Origin of the sequence: Streptomyces sp. NPDC001852, assembly GCF_042891825.1 — a bacterium.
In the GTDB taxonomy this organism is placed as follows: Bacteria; Actinomycetota; Actinomycetes; order Streptomycetales; family Streptomycetaceae; genus Streptomyces.
The window spans coordinates 251,879-267,173 of sequence record NZ_JBIATN010000004.1; the positions used below are offsets into that span (position 1 = coordinate 251,879).

16 protein-coding genes are annotated in these 15,295 nt (G+C 72.9%); 11 read left to right on the top strand and 5 right to left on the bottom strand.

Features of this window, described 5'->3' with window-relative positions; translation table 11 throughout:
• Positions 1-13 precede the first annotated feature (13 nt).
• Positions 14-925 (bottom strand): DMT family transporter, encoded by a 912-nt coding sequence (locus ACFYZB_RS09110; protein WP_388756099.1) that lies wholly within the window; start codon positions 923-925, stop codon positions 14-16.
• Here ACFYZB_RS09110 and ACFYZB_RS09115 point away from each other — a divergent pair.
• From ACFYZB_RS09115 to ACFYZB_RS09125, 3 genes are all read left to right on the top strand, one after another.
• Positions 924-2,363: a PLP-dependent aminotransferase family protein gene (locus ACFYZB_RS09115; protein ID WP_388756102.1), complete on the top strand. Its 1,440-nt coding sequence runs from the start codon at positions 924-926 to the stop codon at positions 2,361-2,363. The genes ACFYZB_RS09110 and ACFYZB_RS09115 overlap by 2 nt on opposite strands.
• Positions 2,364-2,405: 42 nt before the next feature.
• Positions 2,406-2,861, top strand: a complete 456-nt coding sequence (locus tag ACFYZB_RS09120) for a GNAT family N-acetyltransferase (protein ID WP_388756104.1) — start codon at positions 2,406-2,408, stop codon at positions 2,859-2,861.
• Positions 2,862-2,934: 73 nt separating this feature from the next.
• Positions 2,935-3,528 (top strand): histidine phosphatase family protein, encoded by a 594-nt coding sequence (locus tag ACFYZB_RS09125; RefSeq protein WP_351206513.1) that lies wholly within the window; start codon positions 2,935-2,937, stop codon positions 3,526-3,528.
• Here ACFYZB_RS09125 and ACFYZB_RS09130 read toward each other — a convergent pair.
• Together ACFYZB_RS09130 and ACFYZB_RS09135 are read right to left on the bottom strand one after the other, a co-directional pair.
• Entirely contained in the window at positions 3,510-3,953 is a 444-nt protein-coding gene (locus ACFYZB_RS09130) for a DUF6314 family protein (RefSeq protein WP_388756107.1), read from the bottom strand. The genes ACFYZB_RS09125 and ACFYZB_RS09130 overlap by 19 nt on opposite strands.
• Positions 3,954-4,026: 73 nt before the next feature.
• Positions 4,027-5,259 (bottom strand): cysteine desulfurase, encoded by a 1,233-nt coding sequence (locus ACFYZB_RS09135; RefSeq protein ID WP_388756110.1) that lies wholly within the window; start codon positions 5,257-5,259, stop codon positions 4,027-4,029.
• A gap of 95 nt (positions 5,260-5,354) precedes the next feature.
• On the opposite strand from ACFYZB_RS09135, the gene ACFYZB_RS09140 reads away from it, so the two are divergent.
• The 8 genes from ACFYZB_RS09140 to ACFYZB_RS09175 all read left to right on the top strand — a co-directional run bounded on the left by ACFYZB_RS09140 (position 5,355) and on the right by ACFYZB_RS09175 (position 12,514).
• The gene (locus ACFYZB_RS09140) at positions 5,355-5,957 is read left to right on the top strand and encodes an ABATE domain-containing protein (protein ID WP_388756113.1); all 603 of its coding nucleotides are present in this window, start codon (positions 5,355-5,357) and stop codon (positions 5,955-5,957) included.
• A 59-nt stretch (positions 5,958-6,016) separates the two neighbouring features.
• Positions 6,017-7,045, top strand: coding sequence for an N-acetyl-gamma-glutamyl-phosphate reductase (gene argC, locus ACFYZB_RS09145; protein WP_351206505.1), 1,029 nt, complete (start codon positions 6,017-6,019; stop codon positions 7,043-7,045).
• The gene (gene argJ, locus ACFYZB_RS09150) at positions 7,042-8,193 is read left to right on the top strand and encodes a bifunctional glutamate N-acetyltransferase/amino-acid acetyltransferase ArgJ (protein WP_388756116.1); all 1,152 of its coding nucleotides are present in this window, start codon (positions 7,042-7,044) and stop codon (positions 8,191-8,193) included. Before argC ends, argJ begins: the two co-directional genes overlap by 4 nt.
• Positions 8,194-8,356: 163 nt before the next feature.
• On the top strand, positions 8,357-9,307 hold the full coding sequence (argB, locus tag ACFYZB_RS09155) for an acetylglutamate kinase (RefSeq protein ID WP_388756118.1): 951 nt from the start codon (positions 8,357-8,359) through the stop codon (positions 9,305-9,307).
• Positions 9,304-10,509 carry an acetylornithine transaminase gene (locus tag ACFYZB_RS09160; RefSeq protein ID WP_388756121.1) on the top strand — a complete coding sequence of 402 codons (1,206 nt, stop codon included), beginning with the start codon at positions 9,304-9,306 and terminating at the stop codon, positions 10,507-10,509. The genes argB and ACFYZB_RS09160 overlap by 4 nt, the downstream gene beginning before the upstream one ends.
• Positions 10,510-10,516: 7 nt before the next feature.
• Positions 10,517-11,062, top strand: coding sequence for an arginine repressor (locus ACFYZB_RS09165; protein WP_351206497.1), 546 nt, complete (start codon positions 10,517-10,519; stop codon positions 11,060-11,062).
• Between the two features lie 110 nt (positions 11,063-11,172).
• Positions 11,173-11,760 carry an RNA polymerase sigma factor gene (locus ACFYZB_RS09170; protein ID WP_388756124.1) on the top strand — a complete coding sequence of 196 codons (588 nt, stop codon included), beginning with the start codon at positions 11,173-11,175 and terminating at the stop codon, positions 11,758-11,760.
• Positions 11,750-12,514 (top strand): hypothetical protein, encoded by a 765-nt coding sequence (locus tag ACFYZB_RS09175; RefSeq protein WP_388756127.1) that lies wholly within the window; start codon positions 11,750-11,752, stop codon positions 12,512-12,514. Before ACFYZB_RS09170 ends, ACFYZB_RS09175 begins: the two co-directional genes overlap by 11 nt.
• 17 nt (positions 12,515-12,531) lie before the next feature.
• On the opposite strand, the gene ACFYZB_RS09180 is transcribed toward ACFYZB_RS09175, so the two are convergent.
• Positions 12,532-13,425 carry a serine/threonine-protein kinase gene (locus tag ACFYZB_RS09180; protein ID WP_388756129.1) on the bottom strand — a complete coding sequence of 298 codons (894 nt, stop codon included), beginning with the start codon at positions 13,423-13,425 and terminating at the stop codon, positions 12,532-12,534.
• On the bottom strand, positions 13,422-15,236 hold the full coding sequence (locus tag ACFYZB_RS09185; RefSeq protein ID WP_388756132.1) for an ABC transporter ATP-binding protein: 1,815 nt from the start codon (positions 15,234-15,236) through the stop codon (positions 13,422-13,424). The genes ACFYZB_RS09180 and ACFYZB_RS09185 overlap by 4 nt, the downstream gene beginning before the upstream one ends.
• Positions 15,237-15,295: the final 59 nt, after the last annotated feature.

Genomic DNA, 15,295 nt, shown 5'->3' on the forward strand with positions numbered 1-15,295 from the left:
GCCCTCCTCATGATCACGACCGCTGGGTGACGGCGATGCACACGAGCACGGCGACGGCGGTCACCGGAGCGGCCGCCGTGAAGTGCTCGCCCAGCAGCAGCGCCGACCACACCAGTGTGAGCAGGGGCTGAGCCAACTGCAACTGGCTGGCCCGGGGGATGCCGATGACCGCCATCCCCCGGTACCAGACGACCAGGCCGAGGAACTGCGAGCCCAGCGCCACCCACAGCAGACCCGCGATGCCGTGCCGGACGAGGTGGACGGGCTCGTACGTCAGCGCCACCGCGGCGGCCGGCACGCTCAGCGGCAGGCACAGCACCAGCGCCCAGCCGATCACCTGCCAGCCCGGCATGATCCGGGCCAGCCGGCCGCCCTCGGTGTAGCCGGCCGCGCACACCAGCAGGGCCGCGAACAGGAGGCCGTCGGCGGCCGTGAGCGCGCCGCCGCTCTGCCCGACGGTGAAGGCGACCACGGCCGCGGCGCCCGCCATTGTGGCCAGCCAGAACCGTCGCGAGGGGCGGCTGCCGGTGCGCAGCGCCGAGAACACGGCGGTGGTCAGCGGCAGCAGCCCCACCACGACGGCGGCATGCGCGGTGGTGGAGGTCTGCAGCGCGAGCGTGGTCAGCATCGGGAAGCCCAGCACGACACCGGCCGCGACGACGGCGAGACCGGGCAGATGCCGGCGCTCGGGCAGGGGCACCCGCAGAACGAGGAGGCAGCCGCCCGCGACGAGCGCGGCGAGCACGCTGCGCACGGCCACCAGCGACCAGGGCCCGAATCCCTGCAGGCCCCAGGCGGTGGCCGGGAAGGTCAGGGAGAAGGACGCGACGCCGAGGGCGGCGAGACCGGTGCCGAGGCCGCGGCGCTCGTGGGGAGCGCTGACTGCTATCGACGTCGCCGTAGTAGCGCTACTCTGTGTTCTCATGCAGCAGAGTAGCAGTGCGGCTGAACTGGCGGAACAGCTCCGGCGAGAACTTGACCGCTACTCGCCGGGTGGAAAGCTCCCGTCAAGCCGGGCGCTGGTCGAGCGGTTCCGCGTGAGCCCGGTGACCGTCTCGCGCGCCCTCGCCCAGCTGGCCGCCGAGGGACTGGTCGTCACCCGGCCCGGTGCCGGTGCCTTCCGGGCCCGGCCGCACTCGGCACAGACTCCGGCCGGGGACACCTCCTGGCAGGCGGTCGCGCTGAGCGCCGACGGCGCCGCCGAGCTCGTACCGCGCACGGTGGACGCCTCCGGGGTCACGGTCTCCCTGGCCGCGCCGCCGCCCGGAGTGCTGGAGTTCAACGGTGGCTATCTGCATCCCTCCCTCCAGCCCGAGCGGGCCATGGCGGCGGCCCTCGCCCGCGCCGGGCGGCGGCCGGGCGCCTGGGGGAGGCCGCCGCTGGAGGGCCTGCCGGAGCTGCGGGAGTGGTTCGCGCGCGGGATCGGCGGGGCCGTCACCGCGGCCGAGGTGCTGATCGCGGCCGGCGGCCAGTCCGCCCTGGCCACCGCCCTGCGCGCGCTCGCCCAGCCGGGCGCCCCGGTCCTCGTGGAGTCGCCCACCTACCCGGGCATGCTGGCGCTCGCCCGCGCGGCCGGCCTCCGGCCCGTCCCGGTGCCCGTGGACCCCGACGGCGTACGCCCCGAGCTGCTCGCCGACGCCTTCCGGGCCAGCGGCGCCCGGGTGTTCGTCTGCCAGCCGCTGTTCCAGAACCCCACCGGTGCCGTGCTGGCCCCCGGCCGGCGCGCCGAGGTGCTGCGCATCGCCCGCGAGGCCGGCGCCTTCGTCATCGAGGACGACTTCGTACGGCGCCTGGTGCACGCCGATGCCGGCCCGCTGCCGCGGCCACTGGCCGCCGACGACCCGGACGGCGTGGTCGTGCACGTCGGCTCGCTGACCAAGGCGACCTCGCCCAGCTTCCGGGTGAGCGCCCTGGCCGCGCGCGGTCCGGTGCTGGAACGCCTGCGCGCCATCCAGGTCGTGGACAGCTTCTTCGTCCCCCGGCCGCTGCAGGAGGCGGCCCTGGAACTGGTCGGCTCCCCGGCCTGGCCCCGCCATCTGCGGACGCTGTCGGCCGAGTTGAAGACCCGCCGCGACGCGATGACGGCCGCGCTCGCCCTGCACCTGCCCGAACTCGCCCTGCCGCACATCCCGTCCGGCGGCTACCACCTCTGGCTCCGGCTGCCCGAGGGTACCGACGAATCGGCCCTCACCGCGGCCGGCCTCCGCGCGGGCGTCGCCCTCACCCCCGGCCGCCCCTACTTCAGCGCCGAACCCCCCGCGGCCCACCTCCGCCTCAGCTTCGCCGCGGTCGCCGACACCGGGGAGATCGCGGAGGGCGTGCGGCGGCTGCGGACGGCCTGCGACGAGGTGTTCCAGGAGTAATCGACTCGACGTCCGCGCCCTCGTGCGGTGAGGATCCGGAACATGAGTGACACACCCGCCCTTCCCCACGGCTACGAGTTCTCCGCCGACCCCGCCCGCATCGACGTGGACCGCGTCCACGGCTGGCTGTCTGCCGACGCCTACTGGGCGATCGGCCGGCCCCGCGAGAAGCATGAGCGGGCGATGGCGGGCTCGCTGAACTTCGGGGTGTACGAGCCGGCCTCGGGGGAGCAGGTGGCGTACGCCCGCGTGGTCACCGACCAGGCGCTGTTCGCCTGGCTCGCCGATGTGTACGTGGACCCCTCGGTGCGCGGCAGGGGCGTCGGCACGGCGTTCGTGGGCCGGATCCGCGACCACCTGAAGCCGTACGGGCTGCGCCGTATCCTGCTCGCCACCGAGGACGCGCACGGGGTATACGAGAAGATCGGCTTCCGGCCGCTGGACCGCCCCGATCAGTGGATGGTCCACGCCTTCGAGGAGGCCGCCCTTGACGAGTGACCGAGCGCACACACCTCGTAACTCACAGGCGACACCCCTTGACCTGCACTCACCGGCGGCTCACCATCACCGCATGCCACTGAGGGTGACGTTCGTCGCCGCCGCGCGCAGCGCCCCGCTGCTCGCGGAGCGCTTCGAGGACGACCGGCCGCTGGACCAGGCCGGCTGGGACGAGGTGCAGCGCGCCGCCGGGGACCTGCTGCCGCTGGCGGCCGCCGAACTGCGGTACTGCTCGCCGACCCCGCGCAGCCGGGCCACCGGTGACGCCCTGGGGTACGCGCCGCTGGTCCAACTGGCCTTGCGGGACTGCGACATGGGCCGCTGGCGTGGCATGACCCTGGGCGAGGCGATGGCCCGCGAGCCGGAAGCGGTGGACGCCTGGCTCGCCGACCCGCGCGCCACCCCGCACGGCGGCGAGTCCCTGCTGGCCTTCATCTCCCGGGTGGGCGGCTGGCTGGACACCCGGCCGGTGGAGGACGGCGGCCGGATCGTCGCCGTCGCCGAGCCCGCCGTGATCCGCGCGGCCCTGGTCTACGCCCTGAAGGCGCCGCCGTCGACCTACTGGAACATCGACGTGCGCCCGCTGTCCACGTCCAGCGTCACCGGCCGCGCGGGCCGCTGGAACCTCCGCCTCGACGCCGTCCCGGTTCAGCCCTCGCGCACATAGTCCGTGGTCAGCACCAGCGCCTTCGCCGGGCCGCCGACCCGCCACACCGAACGCCAGCGGTCGGCGTCCTGGACGGTGAACTCGCCGCGGTAGAGATCGGCCGCGCACGGGTGCTCGGCGACCCACCGCCCCGAGCTCAGGTCCAGCTCATGGAACGGCCGCCCGTCCGCGAACCGCACGTCCGCCGTGCCCGGCGTGGGCCCCGGCAGGAAGCGCAGCGTGCGGCTGGCGGGCCGGGTCACGCCCTGCCAGGTGAAGTCGCCGGACTCCTCGTGCAGGAGCCCGCCGGTTTGCAGCGCGGTGAAGACGGTCGTCCCCGAGAAGTGCCCTTCGTCCCCGCTCGCCAGATCCCGCACGCCACGCTCGACGCGCCAGCGCCCGGTGAGATGGGCCAGCACATCGGCCACCGGCCAGAACCCGCCCATCGCTCGCCCCTTCCCGGAAACCTCCTACTCATTGTGCCGTTCGACATGGTGCCGTTCGAAGTGCCGGCCACGGTCAGACCCCGAAGTACCGCTGTGCCGCCCGGACCCCCTCCACCAGCGCGTCCACCTCGGCGGGCGTGTTGTAGACGTAGAAGCTCGCCCGGGTCGTCGCCGGGATGCCGTACCGCCTCACGATCGGCCGGGCGCAGTGGTGGCCCACGCGGACGGCCACGCCCCGCTCGTCCAGCACCTGGCCCACGTCGTGCGGATGGATGCCGTCGACCGTGAAGGAGACCGCCGAGCCCCGGTCGGTGAGCTCGGTGGGCCCGACGATCCGGACGCCCGGGACCTCGGCGAGCAGACCCAGCGCGCGGGCGGTGAGCTGCTCCTCGTGCGCCGCCACCTCCGCCATGCCGAGCCGCTCCAGGTACTCCACCGCCGCCGCGAGCCCCACCGCCTGCGAGGTCATCGGCACGCCCGCCTCGAAGCGCTGCGGCGGTGGCAGGAAGGTGGTGCGGTCCATCTCCACGATCTCGATCATCGAGCCGCCGGTGAGGAACGGCGGCAGTCCGGCGAGCAGGTCCGCGCGGCCCCACAGCACGCCGACGCCGTTCGGGCCGAGCATCTTGTGCCCGGAGAAGGCGAGGAAGTCCGCGCCCAGTTCCGTCACGTCGACCGGGCGGTGCGGCACGGACTGGGCGCCGTCCACGACCACCAGGGTGCCGGACGCGTGCGCGCGGTCGGCGAGTTCGCGCACCGGGTTGAGCGTGCCGAGCACGTTGGACTGGTGGGAGAGGGCGAGCACCTTGGTGCGCTCGTCCAGCAGCTGCCCGGCCCGGGACAGGTCGAGCCGGCCGTCGTCGGTGAGACCGAACCAGTCGAGCCGGGCCCCGGTCCGCTCGGCGAGCTGCTGCCAGGGGACCAGGTTCGCGTGGTGCTCCATCTCCGTCACCACGATCCGGTCTCCCGGGCCGAGCCGGCCGGCGTTGCCCAGCGCGTAGGCGACGAGGTTGATGCCCTCGGTGGTGTTCCGGGTGAAGACCACCTCGTCGGCGGCGGCGCCGATGAACCGGGCGACCGTGTGCCGGGCCTGCTCGTAGGCCTCCGTCGCCTCGCCGGCCAGCTGGTGCGCACCGCGGTGCACGGCCGCGTTGTGGTGCAGATAGAAGTCCCGCTCGGCGTCGAGGACCTGGAGCGGCTTCTGGGTGGTGGCGCCGGAGTCCAGGTAGACGAGCGGCGCGCCGCCGTCCAGGGTTCGCTCCAGGATCGGGAAGTCCTTGCGCAGCAGGTCCACGTCGAAGGTCACGGCGGCTCACCTCTCACGGTTTCGTCTCACGGGTTCGGCGATGGTTCTCCGTGAGGCACGCTAAGCCCTCCTCACGGAGAACCGCAAGGATTACCATGAGAGCCGTGGATCACGAGTCCCCCGTCTACCTGCACCAGCTCCCGGTCCCGGGCGAGGACCGGTATGTCTCGCTGGCGCTGGTCAACACGCGCTTCACCGTCAGCCACGGCCTGGTCGACCTGCTCGACGACACCGAGGCCGCGCATCTCTGGCTCGTCCGGCACCGGCTGCTGCCCGACCGGGTGGTGATCAACGGCAGGCACTCCGGCCGGCTGCGCACCCTGCGCGAGGCGCTGCGCGCGCTCTTCGAGGCCCGCGCCACCGCGGCACACCCGCCCGCCGACGCCCTCGACGCCCTCAACACCGCGCTCGCCGCCGCACCCGCCACCCCCCGGCTCGCCTGGACCGCGGACGGCCCCCACCGCGCCGACCTCCCCGACGCCGGAAATCCGGCCGCCGCCGCGCTCTCCCTGCTCGCCGAAGACGCCGCCGACCTGCTCACCGGTGCCGACGCCGGCCAGCTCACGGAGTGCGCCGCCCAGGGCTGCGCCCGCTGGTTCCTGCGCTCCCACGGCGCCCGCCGCTGGTGCACCACCAAGTGCGGCAACCGGGTCCGGGCCGCCCGCGCCTACGCCGCCCGGAAGTCCGGCTCACCCTGAAAGCCATTGCATAAACGTGCAGCGATACGTATAGTCATGCCATCAAGAGGAGGATGGACATGGCGGTACGTGCGGCGGTGGCCGGAGCGAGCGGATACGCGGGCGGCGAGGTCCTGCGCCTGCTCCTCGCGCACCCCGAGGTCGAGATCGGTGCCCTGACCGGGAACTCCAACGCCGGCCAGCGGCTCGGTGCGCTGCAGCCGCATCTGCTGCCGCTGGCCGACCGCGTGCTCACCGAGACCACGGCCGAGGCGCTCGCCGGGCACGACGTGGTCTTCCTCGCGCTGCCGCACGGGCAGTCCGCCGCCGTCGCCGAGCAGCTCGGACCCGATGTCCTCGTGGTCGACATGGGCGCCGACTTCCGGCTGAAGGACCCGGCCGACTGGGAGAGGTTCTACGGCTCCGCACACGCCGGCACCTGGCCGTACGGCCTCCCCGAACTTCCGGGCGCCCGCGCCGCGCTGGAGGGGTCCAAGCGCATCGCGGTGCCCGGTTGCTACCCCACCGCCGTGACCCTCGCCCTGTTCCCGGCCTACGCCGCCCAGATCGCCGAGCCGGAGGCGGTGATCGTGGCCGCGTCCGGCACCTCCGGCGCAGGCAAGGCACCCAAGCCGCACCTGCTCGGCAGCGAGGTCATGGGCTCCATGTCGCCGTACGGCGTCGGCGGCGGCCACCGGCACACCCCCGAGATGATCCAGAACCTCAGCGGGGCCGCCGGCGAGTCCGTACGGGTCTCCTTCACACCGACCCTGGCGCCGATGCCGCGCGGGATCCTCGCCACCTGCAGCGCCGCCGCCGTCGCGGGCGTGACGGCGGACTCCGTCCGCGCCGCCTACGAGAAGGCCTACGCCGACGAGCCCTTCGTCCACCTGCTCCCCGAGGGCCAGTGGCCCACGACGGCGTCCGTCTACGGTTCCAACGCCGTTCAGGTGCAGGTCGCGTACGACGAGTCCGTGGGCCGCATCATCGCGATCAGCGCCATCGACAACCTGACCAAGGGCACCGCGGGCGGTGCCGTTCAGAGCATGAACATCGCCCTGGGGTTCGACGAGACCACCGGGCTTTCCATGATCGGAGTCGCACCGTGAGTGTCACGGCAGCCAAGGGATTCACGGCGGCGGGGATCGCCGCCGGGATCAAGGAGAACGGCAACCCCGACCTGGCCCTCGTGGTCAACAACGGGCCCCGCCGTGCCGCCGCGGGCGTCTTCACCTCCAACCGGGTGAAGGCCGCGCCGGTGCTGTGGTCCGAGCAGGTCCTCAAGAGCGGCCAGGTCTCCGCGGTCGTGCTCAACTCCGGTGGCGCCAACGCCTGCACCGGCCCCAAGGGCTTCCAGGACACGCACGCCACCGCCGAGAAGGCCGCCGAGGTCCTCGGCCGCGGCGCCATCGAGGTCGCCGTCTGCTCCACCGGCCTCATCGGCGTCCTGCTGCCCATGGACAAGCTGCTCCCCGGTGTGGAGACGGCCGCCGCGCAGCTGTCCGAGCACGGCGGTGAGAAGGCCGCCATCGCCATCAAGACCACCGACACCGTCCACAAGACCTCCGTCGTGTCGAAGGACGGCTGGACCGTCGGCGGCATGGCCAAGGGCGCGGGCATGCTCGCCCCCGGCCTCGCCACCATGCTGGTCGTCCTCACCACCGACGCCGACCTCGACAACGAGACCCTGGACAAGGCCCTGCGCGCCGCCACCAGGGTCACCTTCGACCGGGTCGACTCCGACGGCTGCATGTCCACCAACGACACCGTGCTGCTGCTCGCCTCCGGCGCCTCCGGCATCACCCCGGCGTACGAGGAGTTCGCCCAGGCCGTGACGCAGGTCTGCGACGACCTCGGCCGGCAGCTCATCGGCGACGCCGAGGGCGCGAGCAAGGACATCAAGGTCGAGGTGGTCAACGCGGCGAGCGAGGCGGACGCCGTCGAGGTGGGCCGCTCCATCGCCCGCAACAACCTCCTCAAGTGCGCTATCCACGGCGAGGACCCCAACTGGGGCCGCGTGCTCTCCGCGATCGGCACGACCGGGGCCGCCTTCGAGCCGGACCGGCTCAACGTCGCCATCAACGGCGTGTGGGTGTGCAAGAACGGCTCCGTCGGCGAGGACCGCGAGAAGGTCGACATGCGCTACCGCGAGGTCCACATCGTGGCGGACCTCGCGGCAGGCAATGAGTCTGCGACGATCTGGACGAACGACCTCACGGCCGACTATGTCCACGAGAACAGCGCCTACTCGTCTTGACGTGCCCGCTTGGTTGTCGCGGGTCCTCGTCGTCGCCGACGAGGGTTCCTGTTTCGCGGGCGACCGCTCGCCCTCGGACGAGTCCGGGGTGAGTCTTACATCGCCTCCGCAGGCCAACACCGCCCGCCCGGCGGCTGATCCGAGATCTTTCCGAAAGTCGGTTATGACGGTCAATCACTCAGAAGAGGGAAAGTCCCCGACCCGCAAGCACACCGCCTTGCCCAAGGCCCAGATCCTCATCGAGGCGCTGCCCTGGCTGGTCAAGCACAACGGCAGGACCGTCGTCATCAAGTTCGGCGGCAACGCCATGATCGACGAGGAGCTGAAGGCCGCCTTCGCGCAGGACGTCGTGTTCCTGCACCACGCCGGCCTCAAGCCGGTCGTCGTCCACGGCGGCGGCCCGCAGATCAGCGCCGCCCTCGACAAGCACGGCATCGTCAGCGAGTTCAAGGCGGGCCTGCGCGTCACCACCGAGGACGCCATGGACGTCGTACGGATGGTGCTGGCAGGACAGGTGCAGCGGGAGCTGGTCGGTCTGCTCAACCAGCACGGGCCGCTCGCCGTCGGCCTGACCGGCGAGGACGCGCACACCATCACCGCCACCAGGCACCAGCCCGAGATCGACGGCGAACTGGTCGACATCGGGCGGGTCGGCGAGATCACCGCGATCGACACGGGCGCGATCGAGGCGCTGCTCGCCGACGGCCGCATCCCGGTCGTCTCCTCCATCGCCCGCAGTCAGGACGACGGACATGTCTACAACGTCAACGCCGACACGGCGGCCGCCGCACTGGCCGCCGCTCTCGGCGCCGAGACCCTCATGGTCCTCACCGACGTCGAGGGCCTCTACGAGGACTGGCCGAACTCCGACGAGGTGATCAGCCGCCTCACCGCCTCCCAACTGGAGAAGCTGCTGCCGGAGTTGAGCTCCGGCATGGTCCCGAAGATGGAGGGCTGCCTGCACGCCGTGCGCAACGGTGTGCACACCGCCCGGGTCATCGACGGCCGGGTCCAGCACTCGATCCTGCTGGAGATCTTCACCGACGAAGGCATCGGCACGATGGTCGTGCCCGACGAGAAGCCCGGCGTACAGGGCGAACAGGGGGAGTCATGAGCAACCAGGAGCTGACCGAGCGCTGGCAGGGCGCGCTCATGAACAACTACGGCACCCCCCGCCTGCCGCTCGTCCGCGGCGCGGGCGTCAAGGTGTGGGACGCCGAGGGCCGGGAGTACCACGACTTCGTCGGAGGCATCGCCACCAACGCCCTCGGTCACGCCCACCCGGCGATCGTCGAGGCCGTCAGCAGGCAGATCGGGCAGCTCGGCCACATCTCCAACTTCTTCATGGCCGAGCCCACCGTCGCCCTCGCCGAACGGCTGCTGCAGCTCTTCGGCCGGGAGGGCCGCGTCTTCTTCTGCAACTCCGGCGCCGAGGCCAACGAGGCCGCCTTCAAGATCGGCCGGCTGACCGGGCGCACCCACATGGTCGCCACCACCGGCGGCTTCCACGGCCGGACGATGGGCGCCCTCGCGCTCACCGGTCAGCCCGCCAAGCAGGACCCCTTCCTGCCACTGCCCGGCGAGGTCACCCACGTGCCCTACGGCGACGCGCAGGCCCTCGCGGCGGCGGTCACCGAGGAGACCGCTCTGGTGATCATCGAGCCGGTCCAGGGCGAGAACGGGGTGGTGGTGCCCCCGGCCGGCTATCTGAAGGCCGCCCGCGCGATCACCGCCGCCACCGGCGCCCTGCTGGTCCTGGACGAGGTGCAGACCGGCATCGGCCGCACCGGCACCTGGTTCGAGTACCAGGCCCACGAGGGTGTCCTGCCCGATGTCGTCACCCTCGCCAAGCAACTCGGCGGCGGGCTGCCGCTCGGCGCCACCGTGGCCTTCGGCCGGGCCGCCGAACTGCTCCGGCCCGGCCAGCACGGCACCACCTTCGGCGGCAACCCGGTCGCCTGCGCCGCCGGACTCGCCGTACTCGACACCATCGCGAACGAGGGCCTGCTGGAGAACGTCAAGCGGCAGGGCGAGAAACTGCGCGAGGTAATCGAGGGCCTCGGCCACCCGTTGATCGATTATGTGCGGGGTGCCGGCCTGCTCCTGGGTATCGTGCTCACCGGGCCGCACGCGCCACAGGTGCAGCAGGCGGCCCAGGAGGCCGGGTTCCTGGTGAACGCGCCCGCTCCCGACGTCGTACGGCTCATGCCGCCGCTGAACCTCTCCGACGCCGAGGTGGGTGCCTTCCTCCAGGCGCTGCCCGGCATCCTCGACGCAGCGAACCCAGTGGATGGGGACGGACGATCCGGAGAATAGGACGACGATGAGCCAGGCGCAGGACCACGAGCAGGGGGCGGGTGCCGGGCCGGCCGTGCCGCAGACCCGTACCGCGCGGCACCGCCGGATCGTGGACATCCTCAACCGGCAGCCGGTGCGGTCGCAGAGCCAGCTGGCCAAGCTGCTCGCCGACGACGGGCTGAACGTCACCCAGGCGACGCTCTCCCGGGACCTCGACGAGCTGAACGCGGTGAAGATCCGCAACACCGACGGCGAGCTGATCTACGCGGTGCCGAGCGAGGGCGGCTTCCGCACCCCGCGCGCGCCGCTGGGGGAGTCGGCCAAGGAGGAGCGGATGCGGCGGCTCTCCCAGGAGCTGTTGATCTCCGCGGAGGCCTCCGCCAACCTGGTCGTCCTGCGCACCCCGCCGGGGGCCGCCCAGTTCCTCGCCTCGGCCATCGACCAGGCGGAGCTGCACGACATCCTGGGCACGATCGCCGGTGACGACACGTTGCTGCTGATCAGCCGGGACCCGAGCGGCGGGCAGGCCCTGGCGGATCATCTTCTCCGGCTGGCCCAGAACGGCCACTGAGCCCGCATGCGGCGCCCCGTCCGTCGGCGGAGAATGACAGTGTGATCTTCCGCGGCGGGCGGGCAGGCGGGCGGGCAATCCCCTGGCGGCCGTCGGCCGTATACAGGGGTGTGTCGGGTTCCCGGTTCCCCGTGGGCCGCCTCCCGGACGAGGCCCTGCTGTCCGGGCTTGCCACCGGTGATCCGGAACTCGCGGTGATCTTCGTACGCAGATTCCAGCACCGGGTCTTCGGGGTCGCCATGGCCGTCACCGGGGATGAGCAACTCGCCGAGGACGTCGCTCAGTTGACGTTCGAGCGCGCGTGGCGGCATGCCCAGATCTACGACTCGCGCCGCGGCTCGGTCACCACCTGGCTGACCACCATCGCGCACAACCTCGCCGTCGACGCCGTGAGGGCCCGGCGGACCGAGCCGATGGCACCGGAGGACCTGGACGGTCTCATCGGCGTCGTCACCGAGACTCCCGAGCAGTGGGCGCTGGCCGACGAGGCCTCCGCCCAGCTGCGGGCCGCCGTGGCGCGGCTGCCCCGGGAGCAGGCCAGGGCCCTGGTGATGGCCGGCATCTACGGAATGACGGCCCAGCAGATCGCCGACGTGGAGCGCATCCCGCTGGGCACCGCCAAGACGCGGATCAGGGCCGCCATGGCGAAACTGCGCACCACGCTCGCGCCTTCGAAGCGAGGCGACCATGTCCAGTGACCCGAAGTGCGACAAGCTGCGGGAGATCGGCGCCGAGCTGGCGCTGGGCGTGCTGCCCGGCCGGGAGCGCGCCGAGGCGGTCGCCCATCTGGACCGGTGCGCGGACTGCCGGGAGTACGTCCGCCAACTCACCCTGGTCGGCGACCGGCTGATCGGCCTGCTGCCGGACAGCGAGCCCCCGGGCGGGTTCGAGACCCGGGTGGCGCGCAGGCTGGCGGAGCAGGCCGCGGCGCCCGAGGCCGCCGCAGCCGCCTCCGGCCGTGCGTCGCGGGACCTGCGCGGGCGGGCCCGGCGGGCCCGGCTGCGCCTCGCGGCCGTCGCCACCGCGCTCACCGTCGCCGTCGGGTTCGCCGGCTGGGGGATCGGCACCGCCGTGGAGGAGGTCGTCGCCTCGACCGCGCCCGCCACCGAGTCCGAGCCCATGCTGGTCGGCGACATGAACTCGGCCGTCGGCGGCGGGAAGATCGGCGAGGTCTACGCCCATCCCGGGGCTCCCGGCTGGATCTTCGTCTCCGTCGACTCCGCCGGGCCCCGCGGCTCGTACACCGGCAAGGTCACCTGTCTCCTGGAGCACTCCGACGGCACGACCGCCCGGGTCGGCGACTTCCCCCTGACCGCCGGACGCGGTGAGTGGGGCGTGGCCGCTCCCGGTGACCTGTCGACCCTCTCCGGCGCCCGGCTGACGACCCCCGGTGGGACCGTCCTCGCCACCGCCCGTCTGGAGATGGGGCACGTCGTGCAACCGCAGGTCTGAACCGGGGCCCGGCCGAATCAGGGGTGCTGGCGCAGGGTCTCCTCCAGGGCCGCGGCCAGCTCGTCGACCGTGGGCCGCTGCGCCGGGTCGGCCCGCAGGCAGGCGTCGACGGCGGCGGCGAGCGCGGGCGGCAGCCTCCTCCGGGACGCGATCGGCGCGGCCGCCTCCTCGACCTGCGGGTACCGGTCCTCCGTGCCCTCGCTGCCGTCCTCGGGCCCGACCTCGCCGTCCTCGGGCCCGGCCTCGGGTCCGCCGCGGCCGAAGGGGAGGTCGCCGCACGCGACCTCGTACAACGTGACACCGATGCCCCACACGTCGGCCGCGGCCGTGAGCGGACCGCCCCGGGCCTGCTCCGGAGCGAAGTACTGGAACGTGCCCACACCGGCGGGCGCCGGTCCGGGCGGCCGGGCGACGCTCAGGTCCAGCACCTTGGCATGGCCGCGGTCCACCACCACGTTGGACGGCTTGAGGTCCAGGTGCAGCAGCCCCCGGCCGTTCAGGTAGTGGACGGCGGAACACACCTGCACGCCGAGCAGCGCCACATCGGCGGCGGCCGGCCGCCGCCGCAACCGGTGCACGAGGTGGGACAGGGTCTCGCCGGTCAGCGTCTCCAGGACGACGAGCGGCTGGGGCGACTCGACGGTCTCGTAGCCCCGGACCAGATGCGGATGGCTGAACTCCCGCAGCCACCGGCCCTCCCGCAGCAGCCGCTCGCCCAGCCCCTCCTCGCCCCGCCGGTCCGGTCGTACCACCTTGATCACACACCGGCAGGCCCGGTCCTCGCTCCACGCGTCGTACACGTCGAGCCAGCCGGTGCGGGTCAGATGCGCCAGGATCCCGTAGCCCGGCGCCGGTTTCGTCCCCGGTACGAGGGGTGCGGGGCAACTGCCGTCCGCCACGGGGCCGTTCATGACAGCACCGGGCCCGTGCTCAGCCGGTGCAGCCGGGCGTACGGTCCCCGGCCGCGCAGCAGGTCCTCGTGGGCGCCGTGCTCCACGACCCGGCCGTGGTCGAGCACCACGATCCACGAGGCGTCGCGGACGGTCAGCAGGTTGTGGGAGATGACCACGGTCGTCCGCCCCGCCATGAGCCGGCGCAGCGGATCCATGATCCGCCGGGCCGACCGTACGTCGAGCCCGGTGGTCGGCTCGTCCAGCAGCAGCACGGGCGCGTCCCTGAGCATCGCGCGGGCGATCGCCAGACGCTGGCACTGCCCGCCCGAGAGGGTCCGGCCGCGCTGTCCGACCAGGGTGTCGTACCCCTCGGGGAGCCGCTCGACGAACTCGTGGGCGTCGGCCGCGCGCGCCGCCGCGACGATGTCCGCCTCGCTCGCCCCGGGCCGCCCGTAGGCGATGTTCTCCCGGACGGTGCCGTGGAAGACGAGCGTCTCCTGCAGCACCACGGCGACGCTCTCCCGTACGTCGGCCAGCCGCAGCGCCCGCAGATCGGTCCCGTCGAGCCGGACCGCTCCCCGCTCGGGGTCGTAGAACCGCAACTGGAGCTTGGCGACGGTGGACTTGCCGGCCCCGCTGGCACCGACCAGTGCGAGGGTCTCGCCCGGGGCCACCTGGAAGGACACGTCCGACAGCGCCCAGCAGGCGGTGCCGGGGTAACGGAACCAGACACCGTCGAACTCCACCGCCCCCCGCGCCCGGCCGGTCCGCCGGGCGTCGGCCCGCTCGGTGACCTGTGGCCGCTGGTCGAGCAGCTCGATGATCCGCTCGGCCGAGGCGGAGGCCGCGTAGAAGGTGGTGCCGAGCCGGGACAAGCCGTGGACCGGACCGTAGAGCTTGCCGATCAGGGCCAGGAACACCAGCAGTCCGCCCAGAGTGAGCTGTCCCTGGGCCAGCTTCCAGGTGCCGAGGCCCATCACCGCGAGGCCGCCGGTCACCTCGATGATCTCGACGACGGGAGAGTAGACGGCCCGGATCCGGGCGGAGGCCATCACGGCCCGGAACCTGCCGACGCTCTCCCGCTCGAACCGGCGCTCCTCCCACCCCTGCCGGTTGTACGCCTGCACCAGGGCGACGTTGCCCAGCACCTCCTCGGCGATCGCGCTGAGCGAGCCGCTGCGGCGCCTGCGCTCCCGGGACGCCGCCTTGGTCAGCCGCGCGAAGTGCCGGGCGGCACCCCAGAACAGCGGCACGATGGCCAGCGCGAGCAGGGTCAGGTCCCAGCGAATGTAGAGGAGCAGGCCGAGGAAGAGGGCCATGCGGACGACGTAGTACAGGGCGTCCGCCACGCCGGAGAGCAGGAAGGTCTCGACCGCGTCGACGTCGCCCGTGACGCGGGAGAGCACATCACCGAGCCGCCGGCGTTCGAAGAAGCCGAGCGACAGCCCCTGGACGTGCCGGAAGACATCGCAGCGAAGAGAGAGCAGGAAGCGCTCGCCGACCCAGGTCGAGGTCATGTCGTCGGCGAAGCGCAGGATGCCGGAGCACAGGATGAGGCCCAGATAGGCCGGTGCGATCCAGGCGAAGGGCCGCAGGTCCCGGGGAACGAGAACCTCGTCCACCAGGATCTTGAAGAGCCACAGTTCGGCGGCGTCGACGGCCGGGCCGACCAGGCTGAAGAGGAGGACGGGGAGCAGCCAGCGCCGGCCGCCGCGGGTGTAGGGCCAGAACCGCCGGAACACCGCGCGCGGCGACACCGGGGGCGCGGCCGCCACCACGGCGTCGGACGCCTCGGCAACCGACAGCAGACGCCGCAGGACATGCGCCATGGGAGGGTCCCTCGCGGATCGGCGGAGCGGACCGGGTCCTGTGGTCTCCGATCCGCTCG

Excerpts from the sequence above, each read along its gene's own strand:
- ACFYZB_RS09115 (WP_388756102.1), top strand. The coding sequence starts at position 924 with ATGCAGCAGAGTAGCAGTGCGGCTGAACTGGCGGAACAGCTCCGGCGA.
- ACFYZB_RS09110 (WP_388756099.1), bottom strand. The coding sequence starts at position 925 with ATGAGAACACAGAGTAGCGCTACTACGGCGACGTCGATAGCAGTCAGC.
- ACFYZB_RS09120 (WP_388756104.1), top strand. The coding sequence starts at position 2,406 with ATGAGTGACACACCCGCCCTTCCCCACGGCTACGAGTTCTCCGCCGAC.
- ACFYZB_RS09125 (WP_351206513.1), top strand. The coding sequence starts at position 2,935 with ATGCCACTGAGGGTGACGTTCGTCGCCGCCGCGCGCAGCGCCCCGCTG.
- ACFYZB_RS09130 (WP_388756107.1), bottom strand. The coding sequence starts at position 3,953 with ATGGGCGGGTTCTGGCCGGTGGCCGATGTGCTGGCCCATCTCACCGGG.
- ACFYZB_RS09140 (WP_388756113.1), top strand. The coding sequence starts at position 5,355 with ATGAGAGCCGTGGATCACGAGTCCCCCGTCTACCTGCACCAGCTCCCG.
- argC (WP_351206505.1), top strand. The coding sequence starts at position 6,017 with ATGGCGGTACGTGCGGCGGTGGCCGGAGCGAGCGGATACGCGGGCGGC.
- argB (WP_388756118.1), top strand. The coding sequence starts at position 8,357 with ATGACGGTCAATCACTCAGAAGAGGGAAAGTCCCCGACCCGCAAGCAC.
- ACFYZB_RS09160 (WP_388756121.1), top strand. The coding sequence starts at position 9,304 with ATGAGCAACCAGGAGCTGACCGAGCGCTGGCAGGGCGCGCTCATGAAC.
- ACFYZB_RS09165 (WP_351206497.1), top strand. The coding sequence starts at position 10,517 with ATGAGCCAGGCGCAGGACCACGAGCAGGGGGCGGGTGCCGGGCCGGCC.
- ACFYZB_RS09175 (WP_388756127.1), top strand. The coding sequence starts at position 11,750 with ATGTCCAGTGACCCGAAGTGCGACAAGCTGCGGGAGATCGGCGCCGAG.
- ACFYZB_RS09180 (WP_388756129.1), bottom strand. The coding sequence starts at position 13,425 with ATGAACGGCCCCGTGGCGGACGGCAGTTGCCCCGCACCCCTCGTACCG.
- ACFYZB_RS09185 (WP_388756132.1), bottom strand. The coding sequence starts at position 15,236 with ATGGCGCATGTCCTGCGGCGTCTGCTGTCGGTTGCCGAGGCGTCCGAC.